The sequence below is a fragment of the Cupriavidus sp. 01T418 genome (assembly GCF_056398885.1).
In genome coordinates this window covers 310,337-336,773 of record NZ_JBFTQG010000003.1, presented here as the reverse complement: position 1 = coordinate 336,773, position 26,437 = coordinate 310,337, and the positions used below count along the sequence as shown (strand labels likewise).

The following is a 26,437-nucleotide window of genomic DNA, read 5'->3' as shown; positions in this document are numbered from 1 at the left end:
TGTTTTATTTTGCCAACCGGGGCAACCGGCGGCGCCCCTCAGGAAGCAAGCAGTTGCTTGATGTCGTGCGCGATCGGCTCCGGCCCCTGGCCGTGGCGAATGAACAGGCGCAGCTTCMCGCTCGGGTCGAACACATAGCTGCCCGCCGAGTGGTCCATGGTGTAGTTGGACGGCGACGTGCCCGGCACCTTGGCGTAGAACACCTTGAAGTCCTTGGCGACCTTTTGCAGCGCGGCGTCGTCGGCCGCACGCATGCCCAGGAAGCGCGGATCGAAAGCCGGCACGTATTGCGCCAGCAGCGCCTGCGTATCGCGCTCGGGATCAACCGTGACAAACAGCACCTGCACCTTGTCGGCGTCCGGTCCCAGTTGCTCCATGACCGCCTTCAGCTCAGCCATGGTGGTCGGGCACACATCGGGGCAATGCGTATAGCCGAAGAACATCACCACTACCTTGCCCTTGAAGTCCGCGATCGTGCGCACCTTGCCGTTGTGATCGGTGAGGACGAAGTCCTTGCCGAATTCACTGCCGCCAGTGATGTCGACGTTCTTGAAGGACGCCCTTTGTTGCCCGCATGCCGCAAGCAGCAACGAGCACAGCGCCAGCAGGCACAACCGGCGCAAGGTGGCGAAGTTGGCGAAGTTGGCCATGAGGCCGGGAGAGAGACGGTTTGACATGCGGGTTCGGTAGGTTTGGCGGGCCGGGAACGCCCGGCACTCGGCCGGACGCGGCAAGGTCACATTGACAGTTGTCATGCAGTATCGCCGATTCGAGTTCCCGCGCACGCAGGCCGCGACAAGATGTCGCAAGCCATGCCTGCCGCTCAGGCCTGCGGCAGGTACTTGAAGTAATGGTCGACCAGCAGCGCGGCGAATAGCAGCGAGAGGTAAAGGATCGAGAAGCGAAAGGCCCGCTGCGCCAGTGCATCCGAATAATTGCGGTACATCTTCCAGGAATACGCCAGGAAAACGCCGCCCAGGATCAGCGCCGCCGCCAGGTAGATATAACCGCACATGCCGTACACGAACGGCAGCAGCGTAGCCGCGATCATGATCAGCGTGTACAGCAGGATGTGCAGCAGCGTGAAGCGCTCGCCATGCGTCACCGGCAGCATCGGCAGGCCGGACTTGGCGTAATCGGCCCGGCGGTACAGGGCAAGCGCCCAGAAATGCGGCGGCGTCCACGTGAAGATGATCAGCACCAGGAACCAGGCCTCGGCCGGCAGATCGCCTGCAACAGCCGCCCACCCAAGCGCCGGTGGCATGGCGCCGGACAGGCCGCCGATCACGATATTCTGCGGCGTGGCCGGCTTGAGCAGGATCGTGTACACCACGGCGTAGCCGACGAAGGTGGCCACGGTCAGCCACATGGTCAGGTCATTGGTGTAGACATGCAGCAGCCACATCCCCGCCCCGCCCAGCACCGCCGAGAACACCAGGGTCTGGAAGGTGGTGATTTCGCCAGTGGCCGAGGGGCGCCAGGCCGTGCGGCGCATCAGCGCATCGACCTTCTGTTCCACCAGGCAGTTAATGGCGAAAGCGGCACCCGCCAGCAGCCAGATGCCAGCGGCGCCCCCGATCAGCACCGGCCACGGCACCATGCCTGGCGTGGCCAGGAACATGCCGATGATGGCGCAGAAGACGGCAAGCTGCGTCACTCGGGGCTTGGTCAGGGCGGCGTATTGGCGGACCAGGTGACGAACCCGTCCGAAGGGATGTGTGTGGGTAGCAGTAGCCACTGGGGAGTTCTTGTCTTTCATGTGGCGCGCGCGGCAGCCGGCACGTCCGTAGCGATGTTCGCGGACCGGGCCGCGAGCCCTATATTGTAATTGAGGCGAACCAACAGCAGCAGCAAGACCGCCGCGCCACCGTTATGCGCCACCGCGGCGCCCAGCGGCCAGTCGAACACGATGTTCGAAAGACCGGTTGCCAGTTGCAGCGCCAGCACGCCCATCAGCCAGCCGGCGCTGCGTCCAAGGCCGCCAATGCGGCGCGCCCGCAGGCCGAACCAGGCCAGGAAAGCCAGCACGACAAAGGCAAAACCGCGATGCACCCAGTGGATCGCCACCAGGGCCGAGTGCGGAATGTAATCGCCGTCGGCGGTCATGCCGAGCTGGCGCCACAGCGTGAAGCCGTGGCGGAAATCCATCTCCGGCACAAGCTGGCCGTTGCACAGCGGGAAATCGGTACAGGCCAGCACCGCATAGTTGGTGCTCACCCAACCGCCCAGGAAGATCTGCAGCACAAGCAGCGCCAGCGCAATGCGCGCCGGCCAGCGCAGCCCGCCCGCCGAGGGCGCAATCGACAACGGCGGATCGCTGCGCGAACCCAGCCAGATCAATGCCGCCAGCAGGCTCATGCCGAGCATCAGGTGCGTCACCACGATGATGGGCTGCAGCTTCAGCGTCACGGTAAAGGCGCCGAACGCGCCTTGCACGCAAACCAGCAGCAGTACGCCGGTGGCGAACCAGGGTGACTGCCTGAGTTCGCGCCGCTTGACCCACGCCAGCACCATCAGCGTGGTGATCAGCACGCCCAGCGCCATGGCGAAGTAGCGGTGGCTCATCTCGATCCACGCCTTGGTGATGGTCACGGGCCCGCTGGGCATGGCCGTCTCGGCCGCGCGGATATGCTCTTGCGCCGCATGCGGATTGGAGTGGCCGTAACAGCCCGGCCAGTCCGGGCAGCCCAGGCCGGAATCGGTCAGCCGCGTGAAACTGCCGAACATGATCAGGTCCAGCGTCAGGAAGGCCGTGATCCACACCAGCTTGCGGTATTTGTTGCGATCCCCCTTGACCAGCACATAGCCGAGCGGGAACAGTGCGATCAGGACGCCAATGATGGCGAGTTGGAGCAGCATGCGCGCCTCACCCGATGTGAGAGTACTTGAGCAGCTTCTTCAGGTCGGAGCTCATTTTCTTGGGGTCCGGCTCCCTGGGGAAGCGCATCATCAGGTTGCCCAGCGGGTCGACCAGGAACAGGTTGTCCTCGATCCGGGCACCCGGTTCCGCGGGCAGCCATTTCTGCATGGCTTCGCGGTTGGCGCGCAGGAAGCGCACGCCCGCATAGGGTTCGTTGTAGGCGGCCGACAGACGGGCATCGATGGGGCCGTCGTCGCTGACCAGCCAGACCGGCACGATGCGCTCGCGGTCCTGTCCCTGCCCTGCACGGATCTGACGAATGGTGAAAAGCTTCCTGGCGCAAGCCTCGTCGCAGGCGGCGCCGTCGGCGGTGATCAGCAGCCACTTGCCCTTGAAGCTGTCCAGCGGCACGGACTCGGCGCGCTCGTTGCCGACTTGCATCGCCGGCATCGGGCGCTGCGGCTCGACCAGCGCGCCGTAGTTGGTGGATCCGCCTGCCGGCTTGAACACGTAGTAAGTGAGGTAGGAGGCGATCACCGGCGAAGCGCACACCAGCAACAGCATCAGCATCTGGATGCGGCCGCGGCGGGTGCGGGCGTCGATGCGCGAATCTTGCGGCGCGGCGCGGGCGGCCTGGGCGGAGGCGGGATCTGGCTGTTGCATCGTGTTTCGTCTGTTGGTCTGTTGGTCTGTTTGTCTGTGGTTGGGAGCGCCTGCGGTCATCTGACCGCAGGCGCCCGCCGTGGTTCGCCGAGTGACGGCGCAACGCTGGTGCCGCCAGCCGTGGCCATGTCTCTCAAGCCGCCATACGGGCGGCACGCCGCCAGCTCAACGCCACCAGCAGCACCAGCGTCAGCGCGGCCAGGCCGAACCACTGGAAGGCGTAGCCATAGTGGCGCTCGGCGCCGATATCCGCCGGCGCCCAGTCGCGCGCCAGTCCGTCGCCGCTATCGTTGCGCTGTTCCAGCACAAAGGGCTGCAGCGGCACGCCAAGCTCTTTCGCGAAAGAAGCAAGATCCACATTCTGCCGGATCATCTGTCCGGCCTCCGCACCGGCGTCCCTGCCCAGGCTGAAGACCCTGGGCACCGTGGCCAGCGCGGTGCCGTCCAGTTCCACTTCGCCGTCGGGGGTCGGGAATGGCGCGATGTGCGTGCGGTCCTGTGCGTCGCGCGGCAGCCAGCCGCGCAGCACCAGTACCGCCGGCGCCGCGGGATCGGCCCCCGCCACGTGCAGTGGCGTCAGCACCATGAAGCCGGCACGGCTATCGGTGCCGTTGCCGTGGGGGCGATTGTCCAGCAAAACGGTATGCGCTGCATCGAAGCGGCCGCGCACATGCACCCGCCGCTCCGCTACCAGCCCTTCCACCGGGGCAGTTCCGACCATCAGGGGCGCTTGCGCGGCCAGCGTCTCCAGCCGCGCGGCCCGCGCCAGCTTTTCATGGGCACGGTTTAGCTGCCAGTTGCCAAGCGCGCAGGTGACGGCAATCACCACCAGCGCGGCGAAAGTGGGGATCGGACTCAGCGCACGCCATAGCTTCACGGGCGGCTCCCGAGTGCATGCGAGCGCGCAGCGATGTGATAATGGCACATTACCTCTAGCGGCCCCCGCGCCTGCGGCCCCTCCATGCGCATCGTCATCATCATCGCGTTCATCCTCATCATCGGCAGCCTGGCCTCGGCCCTATTCTTCATGATGCGCGACCGCGGCAAGACGCCAAACATGATGCGCTCGCTGATGTTCCGGGTCGGCTTTTCCGTGGCGCTGTTCGTCTTCATCCTGTTCTCGCACTGGATGGGCTGGATACAGAGCACGGGCATCCGCATGGGGCCCTGAGCCCGGCGCGCCCGCCGGCACACCTGCCGCAAGTATTCGAATCATAAAAAAAAAAGCGCCGCAGTGGCTGAACTCCCGCGGCGCTTGTTTTTTTGTTGTTCTTCGCCGGGAGACGAACCTCTCCGGCGATTCCGCCGGCAACGCCGGCGGGCACTGCAGTCGGGTGACTTACAGCCAGTACACCACGATGTAGAGGAACAGCCACACCACGTCCACGAAGTGCCAGTACCAGGCGGCGCCTTCGAAGGCGAAGTGGTGATCGGGGGTGAAGTGCCCCTTCAGCACGCGCACCAGCACCACCGTCAGCATGATCGCGCCCATGGTCACGTGGAAGCCATGGAAGCCGGTCAGCAGGAAGAAGGTGGAACCGTAGATGCCCGAGGTCAGCTTGAGGTGCAGTTCCGTGTACGCATGATGGTATTCGTACACCTGGAAGCACATGAAGACCGCGCCCAGCAAGATGGTGAGCACCAGGCCCTGGATCAGCTGGCTGCGCTTGTTGGCCAGCAGCGCATGGTGCGCCCAGGTCAGCGTCACGCCGGACATCAGCAGCAGCGCCGTGTTGATCGTCGGGATCGGCCACGGGCCCATGGTCTGGAAGGACTCGACGACGCCGGCCGGGCCAGAATTAGGCCACACGGCGGCGAAGTCGGGCCACAGGATCTTGTTGTTCAGGTCGCCCAGCCACGGCATGGCGATATTGCGGGCGTAGAACAGCGCGCCGAAGAACGCCGCGAAGAACATCACTTCGGAGAAGATGAACCAGCCCATCGACCAGCGGAAGGACAGGTCGATGTTCTTGCCGTACTTGCCGGTCTCGGATTCGCTGATCGCCTCGCTGAACCAGCTCTTGAGCACGAACAGGAACCACAGCAGGCCCAGGATGCAGACGTAAGGCCCCCAGGGCTGCCCGTTTACCCAACCAGCAGCACCCCCAGCCGTCAGCAGCAAGCCAAAGGCCGCCGTGATCGGATGGCGCGAGGGGCCCGGTACGAAGTAGTACGGAGCGTTTGCGCGGTTCGCACTCATTCTTTTTTCTCCAGCTCAGAGTCTCTGATTCAGTCGTCGTTATCCGCACATCCGGCCCCGACTGCTGGCCGGCGGCATGCTTTTGCCCTGCTTTTACTTTTACTTTTACTTTTCCCTGCCCGATCCCGCCCCGCGCGAGGCTGCCTACCCTACCACTACGCGTACCACTGTGATCAGCACGGCGATCAGGATGGCTACCCCGATCAGTCCGGCAATGATCACGTGGACCGGGTTGAGCTGTGCCATGTCGCGCTCATGCTCGCTGCCCTTGCGCAGGCCGATAAACGACCAGAACACCGCGCGCAGGGTCTGCGCAAATGACAGCTTGCGCTTGACCGCATCCTTCATCTCATCCACGGCTACCCCTTGCAACCACTACACCTGCAAATTCAACTGCCCTTGCCTGCTCCGGACGGCTGCGCATCGAGCGGACCCTGGGGCGCTTGCGCCACCGGCAAACCGGTCTCGAAGAAGGTATAGGACAGCGTAATGTTCTTCACATCTTTCGGCAGGTCCGGATCGATCACGAACACCACCGGCATCTCGCGTGCTTCATTCGCCTTGAGCGTCTGCTCCTTGAAGCAGAAGCACTCGATCTTCTTGAAATACTGCGTGGCCAGCTTGGGCAGGTAGCTCGGGATCGCTTGCGCCGAGATATCGCGCGTCTGCCCGTTTGCGACTTCGTAGACGATGGTGGTCATTTCGCCCGGATGCACCTCCATGCTGCCCTTGACCGGACGGAAGGCAAACGGACCGCGCGCGTTGGAATCGAACTCGACCGTGACGGTGCGCGTCTTGTCCACCTGCGTATTCTTCACCTGCCCGCCGTACAGATCGCGCGTGGTCAGCACATTCAGGCCGGTGATCTCGCAGATCTTCTTGTACAGCGGCACCAGCGCATAGCCGAACGAGAACATCAGCGCCACCACCACCAGCAGCCGCAGCATCATCCCGCGGTTGAACTTCCTGTCGGTGGCATCGTTTGACTGCTGGTTCACGCTCATCTCAATACCCTGCGGGATCAGCCGAGAAGAATCATCTTGGCGAAGAAACCCAAAAAGAAAATCATCACGATCGAGAAAAGGATCAGGCCGAGACGACGATTCGAGGCCTTGCGCTCTGCCTGCGATGGACTTTTGTCCGGATCCTGCATAACACCTCGCCTGCGTGACGCGCAAGGACGGGCATCGCCCAGCCTTGCGCGCATCATTGCTTACTTGACCCGCGGGGGGACCTCAAAGGTATGGAACGGGGCCGGCGACGGCACGGTCCATTCCAGGCCTTCGGCGCCATCCCAAGGCTTGTCTCCGGCCGGCTTGCCGCCACGGTAGGATGGCAGCACCACGAAGAAGAAGAAATACACCTGCATCAGGCCGAAGCCCAGAGCGCCAATCGAGGCAATCGCGTTGAAATCCGCGAACTGCGTCGGGTAGTCGGCATAGCGGCGCGGCATGCCGGCCAGGCCCAGGAAGTGCATCGGGAAGAAGGTGACGTTGAAGAAGATCATCGAGCCCCAGAAGTGGATCTGGCCGCGGGTTTCGTTGTACATGAAACCGCTCCACTTCGGACCCCAGTAGTAGAAGCCCGAGAACATCGCGAACAGCGAGCCCGCCACCAGCACGTAGTGGAAGTGCGCCACGATGAAATAGGTATCCTGCAACTGGATGTCGATCGGGGCCACCGCCGGCATCAGGCCGGTGAAGCCGCCGATGGTGAACACGAAGATAAAGCCGATCGCGAACAGCATCGGCGTCTCGAAGGTCATCGAGCCGCGCCACATGGTGGCGATCCAGTTGAAGATCTTCACGGCCGTCGGCACCGCGATCAGCATGGTGGCGTACATGAAGAACAGCTGGCCGGTCACGGGCATGCCGGTCGTGAACATGTGGTGGGCCCACACGATGAACGACAGGATGGCGATCGAGGCGGTCGCGTAGACCATCGAGCTATAGCCGAACAGGCGCTTGCGGGCGAAGGCCGGCACGACGTGCGAGACGATCCCGAACGCCGGCAAGATCATGATGTAGACCTCGGGGTGGCCGAAGAACCAGAAGATGTGCTGGTACATCACCGGGTCGCCGCCGCCGGCAGCCGAGAAGAAGCTCGTGCCGAAGTGGCGGTCGGTCAGCACCATGGTGATGGCGCCAGCCAGCACCGGCATCACGGCGATCAGCAGGTAGGCGGTGATCAGCCACGTCCAGCAGAACATCGGCATCTTCATCAGCGTCATGCCGGGTGCGCGCATATTGAGCACCGTGACGATAATGTTGATCGAACCCATGATCGACGACGCGCCCATGATGTGCATGGCGAAGATCGCCATGTCCATGCCCGGGCCCATCTGCACCGACAGCGGCGCATACAGGGTCCAGCCGGCGGCGGTGGCGCCGCCCGGTGCGAAGAACGACAGCACCAGCAGCAGCGCTGCCGGGGGCATCAGCCAGAAGCTGAAGTTGTTCATCCGCGCGAAGGCCATGTCGGATGCGCCGATCTGCAGCGGGATCATCCAGTTGGCGAAGCCGACGAAGGCCGGCATGATCGCGCCGAACACCATGATCAGGCCGTGCATGGTCGTGAACTGGTTGAACAGTTCGGGGCGGAAGAACTGCAGGCCCGGCTCGAACAGTTCGAGGCGGATCAGCAGTGCCAGCGCGCCGCCAGACAGCAGCATGGTGAACGAGAACAGCAGGTACAGCGTACCGATGTCCTTGTGGTTGGTGGCGAACAGCCAGCGGCGCCAGCCATGCGGATGATCGTGGTGCTCATCGTGGGCGTGGTCGTGCGGGTGGGCGAGCGCGTCCGGGGTAGCAGTACTCATCGCGAAAACTCCTGAAATCCTGTTCAGCCTGCGGCGCGGTCACCCGCGGCGCTTGCCTGCTTTGCAGCCGGCTTGTCTTCCGTCTTGGGCGCGGCATCGCCGGAGGCACCAGGTGCGCCGCCGCCTTCGCGGAACTTGCCCGCACGGGCGTTCACGAAATCGCTCGGTTGAATCACTTCACCGGTCTTGTTACCCCAGCTGTTGCGGGTGTAGGTCATGACGGCAGCGAGTTCGGTATCGGAGAGATGCTTCCAGACCGGCATGGCGCCCTTGCCTTCCAGCAGGATGTGCATCTGGCCGGCGTCGGGCCCGTTGACGACCTTGGAGCCGTCCAGCGCCGGGAAGGGACCGCCGCCCTTGCCGTTCGGCTGGTGGCAGACCGCGCAGTTGGCGGTATAGACCTTCTCGCCACGGGCCTTGATTTCTTCCAGGGTCCAGGTCTTGTTGGGGTCGTCGGCCTTGGCGGCGAGTTCCTTCTTCTTGCCATCGACCCACTTGGCGTAGTCGGCGTCGGAGACCACGCGCACGACGATGGGCATGAAGGCATGCTCCTTGCCGCACAGTTCGGCGCACTGGCCGCGGTACACGCCGATCTTCTCGGCCTTGAACCAGGTGTCGCGCACGAAGCCGGGGATCGCATCCTGCTTGACGCCGAAGGCCGGGATCATCCAGGCGTGGATGACGTCGTTGGCCGTCAGCACCATGCGGACCTTCTTGTGCACGGGCACCACCATCTCGTTGTCCACCTCCATCAGGTAGGTGTTCGACTTGGGGGCCTCGTTGTTGATCTGATCGCGCGGGGTGGTCAGGGTGGACACGAAGGAGATGCCTTCGCCGTCGCCCTTGAGGTAATCGTAGCCCCACTTCCACTGGTAGCCGGTGGCCTTGATGGTGAGGTCGGCGTTGGTGGTGTCCTTCATCGCCACGACCGTCTTGGTGGCGGGCAGGGCCATGCCGATGACGATCAGGAACGGGATGATGGTCCAGATCACCTCGACGGTGATGCTTTCGTGGAAGGAAGCCGACTTCGCGCCCTTGGACTTGCGGTGCTTGAACACGGAGTAGAACATCACCCCGAACACGCCGACGAAGATCACGGTGCACATGATCAGCATCATCCAGTTCAGCCAGTGAATCTGTTCTGCGATCTTGGTGACCGGCTCGGTCAAATTGAGCTGGCGCACGGCGGGGCCGCCTGGCATGTCTTCCACTGCCAGGGCTGCATGACCAGTGAGCAGGGACGCGCCCACCAGACACGCTGCGGATGCCTTCTTCCACATTTTCATTTGTTATCTACCCAATTTACAGATTCAAATCTGTCACTCGCCAGACCCGCGCTGCCTCAGAGGTAACGCAAAGCCGATACGAGTTCCTGCGCGAACTTTCGCCGCTTGTACGGGTCCAGAAAATACCCCACCCGCACAGCGCACTTGCCCGAGCGCAGCAACACCAGCGCCCGTAATGATTCACCCAGTTCGACCCGCACCCACAGCGGGTTGAATTCATGCCGTGTCAGCTTCCCTGCACTGACCGAAACCACTACCAGCCTGCCGTCGACCAGGCTGACGCGTTCATAGTCCGACGCGTGGCGCCCATGCACTAGCAGCGCAATGCCCAGCCCCAGCAGCTCCAACCCGGCGAAGGGAAGGACGAGCCATGACCCTCGCCACGCAAAAAACAAGGCGATGGCGAGTGAAACACTGACGATAGAGAGGTAAAACCAGCCGACCTGGCGCGGAGACAGCGAACAATTCCGCTTCATCAGCCAGTCTTTGTCCGGCGCGCCGGACCCGCCGGACCTGCCGTCGGGTTCGTCTTGCGCCGTCTGGAATGCGATACCCAAGTCTTGCATCGCCAACCTTGCATCGCCAACCGCTGTGACCGGATGCACGCCTGGAACGATTGCGCCTGGGACGCACCATTGGGGTGCGGTGTGGGGCAAATAGTGCCAGGGAGACCACTGCGACAAACTGGCGCATTATAGGGCGCTTCGCCTACTCGGACAAGGCCGCCACTTGACCAGGGGGCTGGCGCGCGACAAGTTTTTGTGCTTCGGCGCGGTGCTTGCGACAGCGGGCTTGACTGGGCCGGAGATGCATGCAGGTGCGCCGGTCACGCTACTTGCGCAGCCGCGCCCGCCCGATCTTGTCGAGTGGAACCACGGCGTGGCCGAGTTCGTCGACGGCCTGTTTGCCGCGCGGCGCGAGCTTCCAGGCATGGCCGTAGACGATCTCGAAGGTGAGCGGAATCAGGCCATCGGCATTGCGCCGGCGCTCGAGCGCGGCCAGCAGCGCCTCGAACCAGGCGCGCCCGCGCAAGCCCCCTTCGCTGATGGGCGCCGGCGGCAAGCGCAGGCCGCCGAAGGCCTGCACTTCACGCAGCAAGGTCCGCGGCGACTCGTAGGTGACGGTGAGGGTTTCCATGTCCATCACCGGCGTCGACCAGCCGCTGTGCACCAGCATGTCGCCGATATCGTGCATGTCGACGAAGCGCAGCGAATGCGTGTCGCCGTCCACCTCGGCGAAGGCGGCACGCAGTTCGGCCAGGGTATCGGGCCCGAACAGGGAGAACAGCACCAGGCCTTCGTCGCGGGTGACCCGGTGCCATTCCGGGAAGACCCGGTGCGGCTCGGGGTGCCAGTGCAGCGCGAGATTGGACCACAGCAGGTCGAAGCTGGCCGGGGCGAAGGGCAATGTGGCAAGATCGCCCTGCACCAAGTCGAAGGTGGGCCGCTTGCCAAGCAGGCGCCCCAGCCACCCGGACTGGTGCTGGGGATCGCGCTGGGCTGCCTCGCGCAGCATGGCGCCGGAGATATCGAGGCCGGCGATCTGCGCATCCGGGTACTGGGCGCGCAGCGCGGCCAGGCCGCGGCCGTGGCCGCAGCCGATGTCGAGCGCGCGCGCCGGCGCCAGCCGGATCATCTGCATGCGCTCCTGCATGCGCTGGCCGATCTCGCCCAGCAGGAAATCGAGCTGGCCGAAGCCGGCGCTGCGCCGGTCGAAGGCGAGACGGGTCAGCCGCGTGGGCGGCAAATAGGCATCGGGGGAGTCGGCGTCATGCAGGGACACGGTCAAACCAGGCAACAAGAGGATGAAGACGGCGGCCGCGGCAATGCGTCCGTCCAGGATACGGTGCGCGCGCCAGCGGACGGCGCGACCGGATCGCAAGTATACGCGCCTGCCGCCGCGACTGCCGGCGGCGCTCCGGCATCCCATGTGGCTTGCGGGCGCGCGCCGCCCCTGCTGGCGCGCCCCGGCGAGAGCACGCTGCGCCAGCATGCGCGCCGCTGGATGCGCACGCTGCTGCCGGCGGCCTGTGCGCTGTGCGGCACGGTGCAGGACGAAACCGTCTGCGCCGGCTGCGCGGAGGAACTGCTGGCGCCGCTGCCGCGCTGCCGCTGCTGCGCCCGCCCGCTGGGGCGCACCGCCGCGCCTGACGCGGCCTCGGTCTGCAACCAATGCCGCTACGATCCACCGCCCTTTGATGCCGCCCTGGCGCTCGGCGATTACGCCAGCCCGCAGGACGGCACGGTGCTGGCGCTGAAATTCGGCGGCGTGCTGCCGCTGGCGGACTGGCTCGCGAGCGAACTGGCACGCCGCTGGCCGGCCGCTGCCGCCACGGCCGGTCTGGCATCGCCCGATATGCTGGCGCCGATTCCGCTATCCCCGCGGCGACTGGCGGAACGTGGCTTCAACCAGTCCTGGGAGATGACGCGGCCCCTGGCACGCCGTCTCGGCGTGCGCGCCGCGCCGACGCTGCTGGCGCGTGTGCGCGATACCCCGGCGCAGGCCACGCTGGACCTGCCCGCGCGGCAGGCCAACCTGCAGGGCGCCTTCGGCCTTGGGACCGGCCACGATGTCGCGGGGCTGCACGTTGGCCTGGTCGACGATGTGATGACCAGCGGCGCCACCCTGGGCGAAGCGGCACGCGTCCTGAAGGCGCATGGCGCAACGCGCGTGACGGTGCTCGTGGCGTTGCGCACGCCATAGGCCTGGCGCCGCGATAAAGCGAAGTACGCACTGGCCCCGCCCCGCGTGACAGGCAGCGCCCGGCAGGGTAAGCTGCGCAGCGTTTCACGGCTGCGGCGCCTCCGGCCCGCCCCTTCCCATGTTCAATGTCGTCCTGGTCGAACCCGAGATCCCGCCGAATACCGGCAATGTGATCCGCCTGTGCGCCAACACCGGCGCACGCCTGCACCTCGTCAAGCCACTCGGTTTTCCGCTGGAGGATGCGCGCATGCGCCGCGCCGGGCTGGACTACCACGAGTACGCCAGCATGCGCGTGCACGAGAACTGGGACGCGCTGATGGACAGCGAGCAGCCCGACCCCACCCGCATGTTCGCGCTGACCACGCACGGCTCTACACCGTTCGGGCAGGTCAGCTTCCAGCCTGGCGACTGGTTTGTCTTCGGCTCGGAAACGCGCGGGCTGGCGCCCGAGCGGCGCGCATGGTTTCCCGCCGCGCAGCGCATCCGGCTGCCGATGCGGCCGGACAACCGCAGCCTGAATCTCTCCAATACCGTCGCCGTGGTGGTGTTCGAGGCCTGGCGCCAGAACGGCTTTGCGGGCGGCGCCTGACCCGGGCGTACGAACGCGCGCGGCTTATTCCGGCTGCACGCCGGCGACGCGGATCACCTGGTCCCAGCGCACCTTTTCGCTCGCCATGGTCTGGCGCAGCGATTGCGGCGCAGTACCTGCCGGCACGAAATACAGGGCCCGCATCCTGGCGCGCACATCCTCGCTGCCGATGATGGCCACCAGCTCGCGATAGAGCCGGTCGATCACCGGCGCGGGCGTGCCCGCCGGCGCCAGCACGGCTTGCCATGAGATCGCCTCGAAGCCGGGATAGCCGGATTCCGCCACGGCAGGCACCGCCGGCAGCAGGCTGGTGCGCCCGCTGGTGGTAACCGCGATGATGCGCAGCTTGCCGGCGTTCACCAGGGGCATGGCGACGGCGGGCACCATGAAGCCGGCCTGCAACTGGCCGCCGACCATGGCGGTGGTGATCTGCGCGAAGCCCGGATAGGGAATGTGCTGCAGGTCGATCCCCGCCGCCGCCTTGAGCTGCTCCATGGCCAGGTGGGCAGCGCTGCCGTTGCCAACCGAACCATAGTTCAGCACGCCCGGACGGGACCGTGCCAGCGCCACGAACTCGCGCACGTCATGCACCGGCAGGCGGGCATCCACCACCAGCACATTGGGCGAGGTCGCCACCAGCGACACGGGCGCCAGCTGGCGCACCGGGTCGTAGCCGAGATGGCGCGACAAGGTTGGCGCGGTCACCAGCGGACCGTTGATGGTCAGCAGCAAGGTGTAGCCGTCCGGGGCGGCCCTTGCCACCATGCCGGTGCCGATATTGCCGCCGGCGCCCGGGCGGTTCTCCACCACCACGGGTTGCCCAAGGGCGACGGCCAGTTTCTCGGTCAGCAGGCGCGCGATCAGGTCGGGCGAGGACCCTGCCGGGAACGGCACCACCATGCGGATCGGGCGCGCCGGCCACGGCTGCCCGGAGGGCGCGGCCAGCGCCCTCCCTGCCGCGCCGGACAAGGCGCAGGCTGCCAGGGCGATCAGGGTACGGCGGCGGGCCGCCATGAAGTCCCGGGACATGGTGCAAGGTGGCGCACCGCTGATCAGCACGCGCTCACTCATCGCGCGCGTCGCGCTGCAGCAGCCGCGCCACCGCATCGGCGGCAGACAGCCCTTCGAAGAGCACCGCGCACACGGCACGCGTGATCGGCATATCGACGCCCTTTGCCGCCGCCAGCGCCGCCACCGCCTGCGCGCAGCGCACGCCCTCGGCAACGTGGCCCAGCTCGTCCAGTACCAGGGCCAGGGTCTTGCCCTCGGCCAGTTGCTGGCCCACCTTGCGATTGCGCGAAAGGTCGCCGGTGGCGGTCAGGATCAGGTCGCCGATCCCGGCCAGGCCCATGAAGGTTTCAATGCGGCCGCCCAGCGCCATGCCCAATCGGGTCATCTCGGCCAGGCCGCGCGTCACCAGCGCGGCACGCGCGTTCAGGCCCAGGCCGAGCCCGTCGCTGGCGCCGGTGGCGATCGCCAGCACGTTCTTGACCGCGCCGCCCACCTCGGCGCCGACCAGGTCGTCGCTGCCATAAATGCGCATGGCGTGGTGATGGAATGCATGCTGCGCCAGTTCGGCGAGCGCGGGCGAGGTGCCCGCCACGGTCAGCGCGCACGGCAGTCCAAGCGCTACCTCGCGGGCAAAGCTGGGGCCGGTCAGCACGCCATAGCCGGTGTCATGGAGATGGCCGGCGGCGTCGAGTTCTTCGCGCACCATCTGGTGCGGCAAGGCATTGGTGCCGGCCTCGAAGCCCTTGCACAGCCAGAGCATGCGCAAGGCCCGGGTCTGCCGCGCGGCCAGCCTGCGCGTCATTTCGCGCAGGCCCGAGACCGGCGTGGCCACGATCACGAGGCCAGCGGGCTCGACATCGGCATGCGCCGCGGCACGCTCGAAATCCGGCTCGACCGCGAGCCGCGCGGACAGCGGCACGCCAGGCAGGTAGGTGGCATTGACGCCATCGGCACCGATGGCGGCCAGCTGTTCGGCGTCCCGCCCCCACAGCACCACATCGTGGGCCGCGGCGGCATGGCTGGCGAGCGCGGTACCCCAGGCACCTGCACCGAAGACTGTGATTTTCATCAGTGTGCGCGGGAAACATCGGCCTTCAGGCCGGTGAGGGATAGCGCGCGACGCGAAGCGTCGCCCCTGCGCCCGCTCTCCTTCGTGGATGGCGCTACGCGTGAATAACCATATCCGTCGCCGCGTTGCATGAGCGTGCAATCGCGGTGAGAGACACCCTGGACGACCCCTTCGGCGGTCTGAATGTTGAAGGAGCCGGTGGCGCGAATCGCGCCGATCCACCAGGCGGATGGCGAAGGGCATCACGCGGTGCACGCGCGCGCGGCCGCACGCCAGCAACAGCCTGGCGCGCTTCTCACTGCACGGCATGAGCGGCTTGCCGCGCTTGTCCAACACAAAGACTGCCAAGGCAATCTCTCCTAAAAGTTGCCCTTGCGGGCCTGGTGACGCCTCCCCTGCGGGAGGTCTCCCCTCGGCAATGTTGCGAACCGGCGATCTGCCCCGATCCGTTTCGTGCTTACCCTGTCGCTTGTCTGCAACCGGGGCTTCAAGAGGTTGGAACTGAGGAAGCATTCCAACGTTGGTCTTGCACCTATTCGCAACGTAGCGGGTTGGGTACCGCTTTGCCTGGTCAACCCGAGCCTGTTCGGTTGCCTCTACAAGCTCCGGCCTTTTAGGCCGGGGTAGTTGACGGCCGTTCGCCTCGTTGGTTCGGCCCCGCGCATACATCGCGACTACGGGGGCCGCAAAGACAAAACGGGGCCGAGGCCCCGTCTTCGCAACTGACTACTGACTACAGACCCCGCAGGATCAGTGACGAGCCTGGCTGCCGTCGGGCATCACGATGCCGCTGTTGCCGTCGTGGGCGGCTCCGGCTTCTTCCATCGCCGCCTGCAGGCGTTGCTCGTACAGCGCCTGGAAATTGATTTCCGACAGGTGGATGGCCTGGAAGCCGGCGCGGGTGATCACGTCAGCGATATTGCCGCGCAGGTACGGGTAGAGAATGGTCGGGCAGGCGATGCCCAGCAGCGGGTCGAGCTGCTCCGCCGGCACGTTGCGGATATCGAAGATGCCGGCCTGGTGGGCTTCCACCAGGAAGGCGACCTTATCCTGCACCTTGGTCGTCACGGTACCCGTCACCACCACTTCGAAGATGCCTTCCTGCAGCTGCGAGGCACCCACGTTCACCTGCACTTCCACGGCCGGCGCTTCGGTCTCGAGGAAGATGCCGGGCGAATTCGGTTGTTCGAGCGACATGTCCTTCAGGTACACACGCTGGATATTGAAGAACGGCTGGTCTTCCTGCTGATTGTTTTGCTGGTCGCTCATGAAAGGCTTCCGGAAAGGGGCATTGGGCGCCTGGCCTCCAGGCCGTCTGCGCCGCGGGCGGGAATGGCCCTGGCTAACGGCCGGGTCGGCACCCGGTTGGAAAACACGTATGGTACATGACGCGGGTGACGAATTCACCCGCGGCGGGACGGGCCGCGCTTCAGGCAGCCAGCAGCGGCACCAGCCCGCCCTGGCGATCGAGCGCCGCGAGCTCGTCGAAGCCGCCCACATGGGTCTCGTCGATGTAGATCTGCGGCACGGTGCGGCGGCCGGTGCGGGTCATCATTTCCTCGCGCTTGCCGGGCTCGCGGTCGATCAGGATCTTCTCGATCGACTCGACGCCCTTGGCCTTCAGAAGGCGCTCGGCCATCTGGCAATACGGACAAACTACCGTGCTGTACATCACAACGCGGGTCATGCGGTTCTCCTTAAGACTGGACTCTGGGCCTAACTCGGGATAGCTCGGGTGCAGGCAAGCCAGGACTGCGCCACACCGGACGAGGACGGGCGCCCTGATGGCGCGGCGACGGGGGCATGCCTCCGAAGCCGCTCAGGCGCCACTTACTTGACGATGGGCAGGCCGGCTTGCTGCCAAGCGGCCAGGCCGCCTTCGAGCGAATAGATCTCACTGTAACCGGCTTCCTTCAAGGCTGCTTGACCCTTGCCCGAGCGCTGGCCGGTCTGGCACACGACGATGATGGGGACGGACCTGTCCTTTGCAAGGCCGGCGGCGCGGCTGGGCAGGTCGGCGAGTGGCGCACTCTTGGCTTGCGGCAAGTGGCCCTTGGCGTATTCGGTGGCTTCCCGGATATCCACGACAACCGCATTGCGCTTGTTGATCAACTGGGTCGCGCCGGCAGGGTTGACGGTCTTGCCGGAGGTACCGCGCGTGATGGCGGGCCAGGCCAGCAGGCCGCCCGACACCACGGCGATGGCGATCAAGGCAAGGTTGTTGTAGTCGGCGAAGAAATTCACGTTGGCATTCCGGTGGGTTGAGTCGGCGGCATTATAAAATAGACGGTTCCGCGCCCGCGAACCGTCATTGTCCCTTAGTTGGCATATGTGCGGTGATATGTGGCTGGGCGCACACAGGTTTCTCACGCTTTGGAAGCAGCATGTACAAACTCGTTCTCATCCGCCACGGCGAATCCACGTGGAATCTAGAAAACCGCTTCACGGGCTGGGTCGACGTCGACCTGACCAGCACCGGCGTGGCCCAGGCCAAGCTGGGCGGCAAGCTGCTGCGCGAAGCCGGACTGGCTTTCGATGTAGCCTATACCTCGGTGTTGAAGCGCGCCGTGCGCACGCTGTGGCACGTGCAGGACGAAATGGACCTGATGTGGATCCCGGTACGCAACGAATGGCGCCTGAACGAACGCCACTACGGCGCGCTGTCCGGCCTCAACAAGGCCGAGACCGCCGCGAGGTTCGGCGACGAGCAGGTGCTGGTATGGCGCCGCAGCTACGACACCCCGCCGCCGGCGCTGGAAGCGGACGATCCGCGCGCCGCGTACGAGGACCCGCGCTACGCCCAGGTGCCGCGCGAGCAGATCCCGCTGACCGAATGCCTGAAGGACACGGTGGCCCGCGTGCTGCCGCTATGGAACGAATCCATTGCGCCCGACATCAAAGCGGGGAAGCGCGTGGTAATCGCGGCCCATGGCAACAGCATCCGCGCGCTGGTGAAGTACCTGGACCAGGTTTCGGATGACGATATCGTTGGCATCAATATCCCCAATGGCACCCCGCTCGTGTACGAACTGGACGCCGATCTGCGCCCGCTGCGCCATTACTACCTGGGCGACCAGGAAGCGATCGCCGCGTCGCTGGCAGCCGTGGCGAACCAGGGCAAGGCACGCTGAGGCCAGGGCCGGGCGCGCGCCTCCCAGGCGCGCCGTCCGGCCGCCCGATGCAGTGGACCGGTCTTTTTTTTCCGCTCCCTCTTATACTGTCGGACAAAGCCGGCCGGCGTGATGCGCCAGGCCGGATCCGACACAGCACAATCCTCACACGTTCAGGCCGCCCTCATGCGTAAGACGCTCAAGAACATCAGTCTTGTTTCTGCCGGACTCGTTGCCGGCGTGCTCGCCACTCTGCAGCTATCGGCCACCGCGCAAAACTCTTCGGGGCCCCTGCCGTTGGAGCAGTTGCGCTTGATGGCAGACATCTTTGGCCAGATCAAGCGCGAGTACGTAGAGCCGGTCGATGACAAGAAGCTGCTGACCGAAGCCATCAAGGGCATGGTCGCGAGCCTGGATCCGCACTCGGCCTACCTGGACGAGAAGGATTTCAGGGAATTGCAGGAAGGCACGCGCGGCCGCTTCGCCGGCCTGGGGATCGAGATTTCCCAGGAGGAAGGGCTGGTCAAGGTGATCAATCCGATCGAAGACACCCCCGCGTTCCGCGCCGGCATCCAGCCCGGCGACCTGATCACCCGTATCGACGACAAGCCCGTGCGTGGCCTGCCGCTCGAACAGGCCGTCAAGCGCATGCGCGGCGAACCGGGCACCAAGGTCACGCTGACCATCTATCGCAAGAGCGAGGAACGCACCTTCCCGGTGTCGATCACGCGCGCCGAGATCCGCGTGCAGTCGGTCAAGGCCAAGCTCATCGACAACGACAAGCTCGCCTGGGTGCGCCTGACCAGCTTCCAGGAGCGCACCGTGGCGGACCTGGGCAAGAAGCTCGATGAGCTGGCGGCGAAGAACCCGAACCTGAAGGGCGTGATCCTGGACCTGCGCAACAATGGCGGCGGCGTGCTGCAAGGCGCGGTCGGCGTGGCAGCGGCCTTCCTGCCCGACGACGTGACCGTGGTCTCGACCAACGGCCAGGTGCCCGACGCCAAGCGCGTCTACAAGGCCACCTTCAACAACTACCGCCTGTCGTCGCTGGAAGACGATCCGCTGAAGGATCTGCCGGCGCTGTACAAGAAGCTGCCAATGGTGGTGCTGACCAACGCCTACTCGGCCTCGGCGTCGGAAATCGTCGCCGGCGCGCTGCAGGACCACAAGCGCGCGCTGATCATGGGCAAGACCACCTTCGGCAAGGGTTCGGTGCAGACCGTGCGTCCGCTCACCAACGACACCGGCATCAAGCTGACCATCGCGTACTACTACACGCCGACGGGCAAGTCGATCCAGGCGAAGGGCATCCGCCCGGACATCCCGGTCGACCAGAACCCGGAAGGCGATCCGGACGATGCGCTGATCACGCGTGAGATCGATACCGAGCGTCACCTGCACAACAAGCAGGAGTCCGAGGAACCCGAGATGAACGAGCGCGAACAGCGCCGCGTCGAGGAGCTGCGCAGGCTCGAAGAGGACAACGCCAAGAAGACGCCGGAAGAGCGCGAGAAGGAACGCAAGAAAAAGCCGATCGAATTCGGCACGGCAGAGGACTTCATGCTGCAGCAGGCTGTCGCACAGCTCGAAGGCCAGCCGGTCAAGCGCTCCAAGTCGAAGCTTGAGGCCCTGGCATCGACCGACAAGCCTGCCAAGGCTGGCGCGGCCAAGGGCGCAGGCACGGCGAAGCCCGCGGCACCGGCCGGCAAGGCACCAGCCGTCGGCACGCCGCCGGCAAGCGCTCCGGTCACCCCGCTGGGCACGCCGACAGGCAAGGCTCCCTGAAAACCTGACGGACAAAAGCGGCCCTGCGGGGCCGCTTTTGCATTGCACGACCATTGCACCACATGAACGACGATCAACTGCTGCGCTACTCGCGGCATATCCTGCTCGACGAACTCGGCATCGAGGGACAAAACCGGCTGCTGGCCGGCCACGCGCTGGTGATTGGCGCTGGCGGCCTCGGCGCTGCCGCCCTGCCTTACCTGGCCTCCGCCGGTGTCGGCACCGTCACCGTGGTCGACGACGATGTGGTCGACCTGACCAACCTGCAGCGCCAGATCATCCACACCACAGCCAATGTCGGCCGGCCCAAGGTGGAATCGGCGCGCGAAGGCATGCTGCGCATCAACCCGGGCATCGACGTGCGCCTGGTGCAGGCACGCGTCGGCGCGGCCGAACTCGCGCGCCTGGTGGCCGATGCCGATGTGGTGCTCGACTGCTGCGACAACTTCGACACGCGCCAGGCGGTCAATCGCGCCTGCGTGCGGCACAGCGTGCCGCTGGTGTCCGGCGCGGCCCTGCGCTTCGACGGCCAGATCAGCGTGTTCGACCGCCGCCAGCCGGACGCACCCTGCTATGCCTGCCTGTTCCCGCCGTCACATCCGGCGCCGGAAGTGGCGTGCGCCACCATGGGCGTATTCGCGCCGCTGGTGGGCATGGTCGGAACCGTGCAAGCGGCGGAGGCGCTCAAGTTGCTGATGGGAATCGGCACCACCCTGGCGGGCCGCCTGCTGATGGTCGATGCGCTCGGCATGGAATGGACCACCATGCGCCTCGCACGCGTGCCGGATTGCGAGATTTGCGGCGGCGAGGACCATCGGGACCTCGGCGACTAGGCGCCTGTCAGGCGCGCGTGCGCTCGCGCAGGAAGGCGAGCACGGCGGCGCGCTCGCCGCGGAACACGATCCTGGCCTCGCGCTGTTCGCGCTGGTAGGCATACATCGGATCGTAGTATTGCTGCAGCAGCACGGCGATCCATGCCCGATGCAGATCGGTATCGCCCGTTTCGGCCTGGCGTGCCAGGGCCTGCCCCAGCAGGTCCGAAAGGCGTTCATAGCGGGCCCCGCCGAGCCGCCTGGCAATCGCTGCCATGGCGTCTTGCAGGCGCGCGGCATAGGCTGCAAAACCCGCCTGCTCGCCGAGTGCCGCGACGAAATCGGCCGACAGGCCAATCACATAGTCTTCCAGCACGCGGTTCTCGCGCGCTTCGAAAGACTCCTCCAGCCAGACCAGCGGCGCCGCCTGCATGGTGAGGTAGAGGGACTGCGGCAGGTTGCGTGCGCCAATGAAGCGGCCTTCGTCCTCCAGCACCAGTACCGATCGCCCGGTCGCGCGATGGCGCAAGAGCGCGATCGCCAGATCGCTCTCGAAATCGATTTGCGTGGGCTGCGCCACCGCGCGCCGGCCGAAGCTGGAACCGCGATGGCGGGCCAGGCCCTCCAGGTCGATGGCTGCGTCCTGGCCAGCCATCAGGTCGGCGATCACTTCAGTCTTGCCGCTGCCGGTCAGTCCGCCCAGTGTCAGCAGGCCGCATTCGGCGGCGGCGGCATCGATGGCGTCGATCAGGTAAGCGCGCATCGCCTTGTAGCCGCCCGTCACGCGCGGATAGTCGATGCCCGCATCGTCGCGTAGCCATTGCTGGACGATCTGCGAGCGCATCCCGCCCMGGAAGCAATACAGGTAGCCTTCCGGATGTGCCCGCGCAAACGCCGCCCAGGCGGCGGTGCGCGCGGCGCGAACTTCGCCGCTCACCAACTGGTGGCCAAGCACGATCGCGGCCTGCTGCCCCTGCTCCTGATAGCACAGGCCCACCTGATGCCGCTCGTCGTCGTCCATCAGCGGCAGGTTGACGGCACCGGGGAAGGCACCGCGCGCAAACTCCACCGGCGCGCGCACGTCGAGCAGGGGAAAGCCGGACAGGAAAAGCTGACGAAAGTCGGACGCATCCTCGCGCATCAGATCACCTCGACGGCGTACCGGCCTTGCGCCACCATCTCGCCGACCGGCGCCAGCGCCAGGCCGAACTCGGCACAAGCGGCGTGGAATTCGGCTTCGCCAGCCGGCTCGACGGCCACCAGCAAGCCGCCGCTGGTCTGCGGATCGCACAGCACGGCGCGCTGCACGTCGGACAGCGCCCCGCCCTGGTTTGCAATGCCGGCGCCAATCCGTACGCCGTAGCTGTCGAAGTTGCGCTGGGTGCCGCCCGGCACGCAACCGGCTTCCACGTAGCGCAATATTTCCGGAAGCAGCGGCACCGCGGCGTAGTCGAGGCGGGCGGTAAGGCGGCTGCCTTCGGCCATCTCGACCAGATGCCCGAGCAGGCCGAAGCCGGTCACATCCGTCATGGCACGCACGCCAGGCAGCTTGCCAAAGCGGCTGCCCGGCCGATTGAGCACGCACATCCAGTCACGTGCCAGGCTTGCATCCTGCGCGCGCAGCTGCCCCTGCTTCTCGGCCGTGGTCAAGATGCCGATCCCCAGCGGCTTGGTCAGGTAGAGGCGGCATCCGGCGGTGGCGGTATCGTTACGCTTCAGGTGCGCACGATCGACCACGCCGGTTACCGCGAGGCCGAAAATAGGCTCGGGCGCATCGATGGAATGGCCGCCGGCGAGCGGGATGCCGGCATCCTCGCAAGCGCGCCGTCCGCCCGCCACCACCTCGCGCGCCACTTCGGGCGGCAGCAGCTTGACGGGCCAGCCAAGGATGGCGATGGCCAGCAGCGGATCGCCGCCCATCGCGTAGATGTCGCTGATGGCATTGGTGGCGGCGATGCGGCCGAAGTCGAACGGATCGTCGACGATCGGCATGAAGAAATCAGTGGTGGAAACCACGCCGCGGCCATGATCCAGCCCATCCAGCGCATAGACTGCCGCGTCGTCGCGGGAGGCATTGCCGACCCAGAGGCGCGGGTCGATATGCTGATTGCCGCTGCCGGCAAGGATCACATCGAGCACCTGCGGCGAAATCTTGCAGCCGCAGCCGGCACCATGGCTGTACTGCGTCAGGCGGATGGGTTCTTCCATGATGTTTGGCTCCTGTTGCGTAGCGTCACGCGAATGGTGCGCCTGGGCTTGTCCACTCTCTATGCTATCCGCCGCCCTTCTCCCCTGCATAGCCGGATCGAGGCCGAGTTTGCACCAGCAGCGACAACGCGGCGGGATTGGCAAGGAATGGGAATCCGAATGAGACGGGTTACTACCCGGAGACGGGCTGCTGCGGCAGCACCGAGTGGCGCTGCGCGGGCGCGACCACTACGTTCTCGCGAACTTGCGGCCGGCTGCCGGGCTGACTACTGCTCGCCCGGCTCCATCTGCGACTGCAGATAGTTGGGCAGGCCAACCTTGTCGATCAGGTCGATCTGCGTCTCGAGGTATTCGATGTGCTCTTCGGTATCGGTCAGGATGTCGACCAGGATCTCGCGGCTGACGTAGTCTCCCACCGATTCGCAGTAAGCGATGCCTTCCTTGACGGTGGCATGCGCGCCCTGCTCCAGCTTCAGATCGCACTTGAGCATTTCCGGGGTGTTTTCGCCCAGCAGCAGCTTGTTGAGATCCTGCAGGTTGGGCAGTCCATCGAGCATCAGGATGCGCTCGATCAGGCGATCGGCATGCTTCATTTCGCCAATGGATTCCTTGTACTCGACCTCGCCGAGCTTTTTCAGGCCCCAGTGGCGGTACATGCGAGCGTGCAGGAAATATTGGTTGATCGCGGTCAGCTCGTTCTTCAGCTGCGCGTTCAGATGCTGGATGACCTTCTTGTCACCTTTCATTGGCGGCTCCTGTTACAACGGGCCCCCGCAAAAACGCGAAGCGGCGCAAGGCGCGCCGCAGGCAGTCTGTCAGTGCAATGACGCCGTAACCTGATGGTTACGGGCGAACTCAGGCAACCAGCGCGGTACGCTGATCGTTCGCGACTGCCGGGTCCCGAGTGTCCATTATGGCACGTGGGCCCGATGACGAACAGGAGGAAATGTCCACGACCTGGATGGCGGAGACCTTCACATTGCGCACCGCCGCCACGCCTTCGCAAAGCACCTGCTGGGCGCATTCGCGGCAGCGGCCACAACAGGTGCCGACGCCCAGCGTTTCAGCCAGTTCGTCCAGCGTCTCCACGCCAAGATGCGCGGCGCCATGAATTTCTCGGTCGGTAATCTGATTGCAAATGCAAACGTACACAAATCCCTCCTTGGGAGAGGGGTGACACCGGCATGTCACCCGCGATGTACGTCAGAATATCAGAGATCGAAAATGATAACAATTCCCATTAAGGCACTTGGTGAACAAGCCAGGAACACGACACTTATGACCGGCAAAATGCATATCGACTACGTCACACCCGGCCAATGAAGTGCCTGAAAAGGCATTGTCGATGTTGGATTTCGGAAAAAACCTTAGTGTGGCCAGGGTTGTCAGAGCTGCTTCAGCGCGCTGGCCAGTTCCTCCGGCTCGTATGCGCCCAGGACCTGCTCGACCAGCCGCTCCAGCCGCTCGCAGTCGGCATGCAGCACTTCCTGCTTGACCCGCAGCAGCTGCGAAGGATGCATGGAGAACTCGCGCAGCCCCATGCCGAGCAGCAGCCGGGTCATGGCGGGGTCGCCGGCCATTTCGCCGCACACCGCCACCGGCACGCCGGCGCGGTTGGCCTCGCGGATGGTGCGCGCGATCAGTTGCAGCACCGCCGGATGCAGCGGGTCGTACAGATGCGCCACGGCGTTGTCGGCGCGGTCGATGGCCAGCGTGTACTGGATCAGGTCGTTGGTGCCGATGGAGAGAAAATCCATGCGCCGCAGGAACAGCGGCAGCATCAGCACGGCGGCCGGGATCTCGATCATCGCCCCGACCTTGAGATACGGGTCGAAGGCCTGGCCACGGACGTCGAGCTGGCGCTTGGCCTGCGCGATCAGGTCCAGTGTCTGGTCGATCTCCCGCGCGTGGGCCAGCATCGGAATCAGCAGCCGCACCGGCCCGAAGGCCGAGGCCCGCAGCAATGCGCGCAGCTGGGTCAGGAACATGGCCGGCTCGGACAGCGACCAGCGGATCGCGCGCAAGCCCAGCGCCGGGTTGAGCGCGGTCTCGAAATCGTCGCCGCGCCCATCGCGCCCGTCACGCCCGTCCCGGCCGTCGAGCGGCTTGTCGGCGCCGATATCGATGGTGCGGATGGTGACCGGCAGCCCGTGCATGGCATCCACCGCGCCGCGATACGCCTGGAATTGCTCCTCCTCGTCTGGCAACTCGCCGCGGCGGTTCATGAACAGGAATTCCGAGCGGAACAGGCCGACGCCGACCGCGCCGGCGGTCAGCGCCGCGGTCGCGTCCTCCGCCATCTCGATATTGGCCAGCAGGTCGATCTCAAGCCCGTCCAGGGTCACCGCAGGCGTATGGCGCAGGCGCTGCAGGCGCTTTTTCTCCAGTGCCCGCTCGCTCTGCCGATGCCGGTATTCCTCGAGAATGATGGCCGATGGGTCGACGATGACCAGGCCGGCATCGCCGTCGATGATGACCCAGTCGTCCTGGCGGATGAGTTCGCTGGCGCTCTGCACGCCCACCGCGGCCGGGATGTCGAGACTGCGCGCGACGATGGCGGTATGGGAAGTGCGCCCGCCGAGATCGGTCACGAAGCCGTGGAACACGGTGTGGCGGAACTGCAGCATGTCGGCCGGCGAGATGTCGTGGGCCACCACGATCACGCCGGGCGCCGGCTCGCCGTCGGGCGCCAGCGAGGAAGGCGGCGCCGGGGCCGGCGCCAGCATGGCCGCGCCGGCCAGCACCTTGAGAATGCGCTCGACCACCTGGCGGATATCCGCCTTGCGCTCGCGCAGGTATTCGTCCTCGATTTCGTCGAATTGCCGCATCAGCTCTTCGAGCCGCGTGGTCAGCGCCCATTCGGCGTTATAGCGCCGGTTGCGGATCAGCGCCTCGGGCTCGCGGGCCAGCGCCTCGTCGTCGAGGATCATCGCGTGCACATCGAGAAAGGCGCCCAGCTCTTCCGGGGCTTCGCGCGGGAGATCGCGCTTGAGCGTGGCCAGTTCGGCCCGCACCGCCGCGCGTGCCGAGCGCAGGCGCTCGACCTCCGCGTCGAGCCGGTCTTCGTCGACCAGGTAGTGGGAGACATCGAGCGCAGCAGGCGCCAGCAAGTGCGCGCGCCCGATGGCGACGCCGCGCGAGACCGGGATGCCGTGCAGGGCAAATGGCATGTACCGCTCCGTCAGGAACGTTTAAAAAGTCTGGCCAGGGCCAGCAACCTTGGAAGCGGTGTCGGGATGCAGCGAAGCGGCCCCGGCCAGGCGCGCCGCGGTGCAGTGCCACCGCCTTCATCCCGCATCGACCTCTACCTCCTACCTCCTACC

General features: G+C 65.6%; 29 protein-coding genes and 1 pseudogene. 6 read left to right on the top strand and 24 right to left on the bottom strand.

Annotated elements, in window-relative coordinates:
- Positions 1 to 38: 38 nt before the first annotated feature.
- The 5 genes from AC1DQ3_RS05720 to AC1DQ3_RS05700 form a co-directional block, all read right to left on the bottom strand.
- Positions 39 to 650, bottom strand: coding sequence for an SCO family protein (locus AC1DQ3_RS05720; RefSeq protein WP_477119266.1), 612 nt, complete (start codon positions 648 to 650; stop codon positions 39 to 41).
- A gap of 173 nt (positions 651 to 823) precedes the next feature.
- Positions 824 to 1,759: a heme o synthase gene (gene cyoE, locus AC1DQ3_RS05715; protein WP_477119198.1), complete on the bottom strand. Its 936-nt coding sequence runs from the start codon at positions 1,757 to 1,759 to the stop codon at positions 824 to 826.
- Positions 1,756 to 2,859, bottom strand: coding sequence for a COX15/CtaA family protein (locus AC1DQ3_RS05710; protein ID WP_477119197.1), 1,104 nt, complete (start codon positions 2,857 to 2,859; stop codon positions 1,756 to 1,758). Before AC1DQ3_RS05710 ends, cyoE begins: the two co-directional genes overlap by 4 nt.
- A gap of 7 nt (positions 2,860 to 2,866) precedes the next feature.
- Entirely contained in the window at positions 2,867 to 3,523 is a 657-nt protein-coding gene (locus AC1DQ3_RS05705; RefSeq protein WP_477119196.1) for an SCO family protein, read from the bottom strand.
- A 133-nt stretch (positions 3,524 to 3,656) separates the two neighbouring features.
- Positions 3,657 to 4,400, bottom strand: a complete 744-nt coding sequence (locus tag AC1DQ3_RS05700; protein WP_477119195.1) for an SURF1 family protein — start codon at positions 4,398 to 4,400, stop codon at positions 3,657 to 3,659.
- 84 nt (positions 4,401 to 4,484) lie between these two features.
- Between AC1DQ3_RS05700 and AC1DQ3_RS05695 the strand changes: the two genes are divergently transcribed.
- Positions 4,485 to 4,694, top strand: a complete 210-nt coding sequence (locus AC1DQ3_RS05695) for a twin transmembrane helix small protein (RefSeq protein WP_035861044.1) — start codon at positions 4,485 to 4,487, stop codon at positions 4,692 to 4,694.
- 168 nt (positions 4,695 to 4,862) lie between these two features.
- Here AC1DQ3_RS05695 and AC1DQ3_RS05690 read toward each other — a convergent pair whose 3' ends face one another.
- The 8 genes from AC1DQ3_RS05690 to AC1DQ3_RS05655 all read right to left on the bottom strand — a co-directional run bounded on the left by AC1DQ3_RS05690 (position 4,863) and on the right by AC1DQ3_RS05655 (position 11,609).
- Positions 4,863 to 5,723, bottom strand: coding sequence for a cytochrome c oxidase subunit 3 (locus tag AC1DQ3_RS05690; protein WP_477119194.1), 861 nt, complete (start codon positions 5,721 to 5,723; stop codon positions 4,863 to 4,865).
- Positions 5,724 to 5,867: 144 nt separating this feature from the next.
- The gene (locus tag AC1DQ3_RS05685) at positions 5,868 to 6,080 is read right to left on the bottom strand and encodes a DUF2970 domain-containing protein (RefSeq protein ID WP_035861042.1); all 213 of its coding nucleotides are present in this window, start codon (positions 6,078 to 6,080) and stop codon (positions 5,868 to 5,870) included.
- A 32-nt stretch (positions 6,081 to 6,112) separates the two neighbouring features.
- Positions 6,113 to 6,727: a cytochrome c oxidase assembly protein gene (locus AC1DQ3_RS05680; RefSeq protein WP_477119193.1), complete on the bottom strand. Its 615-nt coding sequence runs from the start codon at positions 6,725 to 6,727 to the stop codon at positions 6,113 to 6,115.
- Between the two features lie 17 nt (positions 6,728 to 6,744).
- On the bottom strand, positions 6,745 to 6,876 hold the full coding sequence (locus AC1DQ3_RS05675) for a cytochrome oxidase small assembly protein (protein WP_477119192.1): 132 nt from the start codon (positions 6,874 to 6,876) through the stop codon (positions 6,745 to 6,747).
- Positions 6,877 to 6,936: 60 nt separating this feature from the next.
- Entirely contained in the window at positions 6,937 to 8,541 is a 1,605-nt protein-coding gene (gene ctaD, locus AC1DQ3_RS05670) for a cytochrome c oxidase subunit I (RefSeq protein WP_477119191.1), read from the bottom strand.
- 23 nt (positions 8,542 to 8,564) lie between these two features.
- Positions 8,565 to 9,827: a cytochrome c oxidase subunit II gene (gene coxB, locus AC1DQ3_RS05665; protein ID WP_477119190.1), complete on the bottom strand. Its 1,263-nt coding sequence runs from the start codon at positions 9,825 to 9,827 to the stop codon at positions 8,565 to 8,567.
- Positions 9,828 to 9,883: 56 nt separating this feature from the next.
- Positions 9,884 to 10,393, bottom strand: a complete 510-nt coding sequence (locus tag AC1DQ3_RS05660) for a DUF2244 domain-containing protein (protein ID WP_477119265.1) — start codon at positions 10,391 to 10,393, stop codon at positions 9,884 to 9,886.
- A gap of 265 nt (positions 10,394 to 10,658) precedes the next feature.
- Complete coding sequence (locus AC1DQ3_RS05655) at positions 10,659 to 11,609, bottom strand: methyltransferase domain-containing protein (protein WP_477119189.1); 951 nt, start codon at positions 11,607 to 11,609, stop codon at positions 10,659 to 10,661.
- On the opposite strand from AC1DQ3_RS05655, the gene AC1DQ3_RS05650 reads away from it, so the two are divergent.
- Together AC1DQ3_RS05650 and trmL are read left to right on the top strand one after the other, a co-directional pair.
- Positions 11,598 to 12,530: a double zinc ribbon domain-containing protein gene (locus AC1DQ3_RS05650; RefSeq protein WP_477119188.1), complete on the top strand. Its 933-nt coding sequence runs from the start codon at positions 11,598 to 11,600 to the stop codon at positions 12,528 to 12,530. The two genes, AC1DQ3_RS05655 and AC1DQ3_RS05650, sit on opposite strands and share 12 nt — an antisense overlap.
- A 118-nt stretch (positions 12,531 to 12,648) precedes the next feature.
- Positions 12,649 to 13,119: a tRNA (uridine(34)/cytosine(34)/5-carboxymethylaminomethyluridine(34)-2'-O)-methyltransferase TrmL gene (gene trmL, locus AC1DQ3_RS05645; RefSeq protein ID WP_477119187.1), complete on the top strand. Its 471-nt coding sequence runs from the start codon at positions 12,649 to 12,651 to the stop codon at positions 13,117 to 13,119.
- A 24-nt stretch (positions 13,120 to 13,143) separates the two neighbouring features.
- Here trmL and AC1DQ3_RS05640 read toward each other — a convergent pair whose 3' ends face one another.
- From AC1DQ3_RS05640 to AC1DQ3_RS05615, 6 genes and pseudogenes are all read right to left on the bottom strand, one after another.
- Positions 13,144 to 14,133 carry a Bug family tripartite tricarboxylate transporter substrate binding protein gene (locus AC1DQ3_RS05640; protein ID WP_477119264.1) on the bottom strand — a complete coding sequence of 330 codons (990 nt, stop codon included), beginning with the start codon at positions 14,131 to 14,133 and terminating at the stop codon, positions 13,144 to 13,146.
- A 49-nt stretch (positions 14,134 to 14,182) separates the two neighbouring features.
- Entirely contained in the window at positions 14,183 to 15,199 is a 1,017-nt protein-coding gene (locus AC1DQ3_RS05635) for an NAD(P)H-dependent glycerol-3-phosphate dehydrogenase (RefSeq protein WP_477119263.1), read from the bottom strand.
- A gap of 210 nt (positions 15,200 to 15,409) precedes the next feature.
- Positions 15,410 to 15,547: pseudogene (locus AC1DQ3_RS05630) on the bottom strand (RRXRR domain-containing protein); the annotation flags it as partial.
- Positions 15,548 to 15,949: 402 nt separating this feature from the next.
- Positions 15,950 to 16,468 (bottom strand): protein-export chaperone SecB, encoded by a 519-nt coding sequence (secB, locus tag AC1DQ3_RS05625; protein ID WP_477119186.1) that lies wholly within the window; start codon positions 16,466 to 16,468, stop codon positions 15,950 to 15,952.
- A 160-nt stretch (positions 16,469 to 16,628) separates the two neighbouring features.
- Positions 16,629 to 16,886, bottom strand: a complete 258-nt coding sequence (grxC, locus tag AC1DQ3_RS05620) for a glutaredoxin 3 (protein WP_477119185.1) — start codon at positions 16,884 to 16,886, stop codon at positions 16,629 to 16,631.
- Positions 16,887 to 17,029: 143 nt separating this feature from the next.
- Positions 17,030 to 17,443, bottom strand: coding sequence for a rhodanese-like domain-containing protein (locus AC1DQ3_RS05615; protein ID WP_477119184.1), 414 nt, complete (start codon positions 17,441 to 17,443; stop codon positions 17,030 to 17,032).
- 140 nt (positions 17,444 to 17,583) lie between these two features.
- Between AC1DQ3_RS05615 and gpmA the strand changes: the two genes are divergently transcribed.
- The 3 genes from gpmA (at position 17,584) to AC1DQ3_RS05600 (ending at position 20,927) form a co-directional block, all read left to right on the top strand.
- Positions 17,584 to 18,330, top strand: a complete 747-nt coding sequence (gene gpmA, locus AC1DQ3_RS05610; protein WP_477119183.1) for a 2,3-diphosphoglycerate-dependent phosphoglycerate mutase — start codon at positions 17,584 to 17,586, stop codon at positions 18,328 to 18,330.
- Positions 18,331 to 18,495: 165 nt separating this feature from the next.
- Complete coding sequence (locus tag AC1DQ3_RS05605; protein WP_477119182.1) at positions 18,496 to 20,094, top strand: S41 family peptidase; 1,599 nt, start codon at positions 18,496 to 18,498, stop codon at positions 20,092 to 20,094.
- Between the two features lie 62 nt (positions 20,095 to 20,156).
- Entirely contained in the window at positions 20,157 to 20,927 is a 771-nt protein-coding gene (locus tag AC1DQ3_RS05600) for a HesA/MoeB/ThiF family protein (RefSeq protein ID WP_477119181.1), read from the top strand.
- A 7-nt stretch (positions 20,928 to 20,934) separates the two neighbouring features.
- On the opposite strand, the gene mnmH is transcribed toward AC1DQ3_RS05600, so the two are convergent.
- The 5 genes from mnmH to ptsP all read right to left on the bottom strand — a co-directional run bounded on the left by mnmH (position 20,935) and on the right by ptsP (position 26,284).
- Positions 20,935 to 22,047, bottom strand: coding sequence for a tRNA 2-selenouridine(34) synthase MnmH (gene mnmH / locus AC1DQ3_RS05595; protein ID WP_477119180.1), 1,113 nt, complete (start codon positions 22,045 to 22,047; stop codon positions 20,935 to 20,937).
- Positions 22,047 to 23,114, bottom strand: coding sequence for a selenide, water dikinase SelD (selD, locus tag AC1DQ3_RS05590; RefSeq protein WP_477119179.1), 1,068 nt, complete (start codon positions 23,112 to 23,114; stop codon positions 22,047 to 22,049). The genes mnmH and selD overlap by 1 nt, the downstream gene beginning before the upstream one ends.
- A 266-nt stretch (positions 23,115 to 23,380) precedes the next feature.
- Complete coding sequence (bfr, locus tag AC1DQ3_RS05585; RefSeq protein WP_477119178.1) at positions 23,381 to 23,860, bottom strand: bacterioferritin; 480 nt, start codon at positions 23,858 to 23,860, stop codon at positions 23,381 to 23,383.
- Between the two features lie 109 nt (positions 23,861 to 23,969).
- Positions 23,970 to 24,266 (bottom strand): (2Fe-2S)-binding protein, encoded by a 297-nt coding sequence (locus AC1DQ3_RS05580; protein ID WP_477119177.1) that lies wholly within the window; start codon positions 24,264 to 24,266, stop codon positions 23,970 to 23,972.
- 233 nt (positions 24,267 to 24,499) lie between these two features.
- Entirely contained in the window at positions 24,500 to 26,284 is a 1,785-nt protein-coding gene (gene ptsP, locus AC1DQ3_RS05575; RefSeq protein WP_477119176.1) for a phosphoenolpyruvate--protein phosphotransferase, read from the bottom strand.
- Between the last annotated feature and the right edge of the window lie 153 nt (positions 26,285 to 26,437).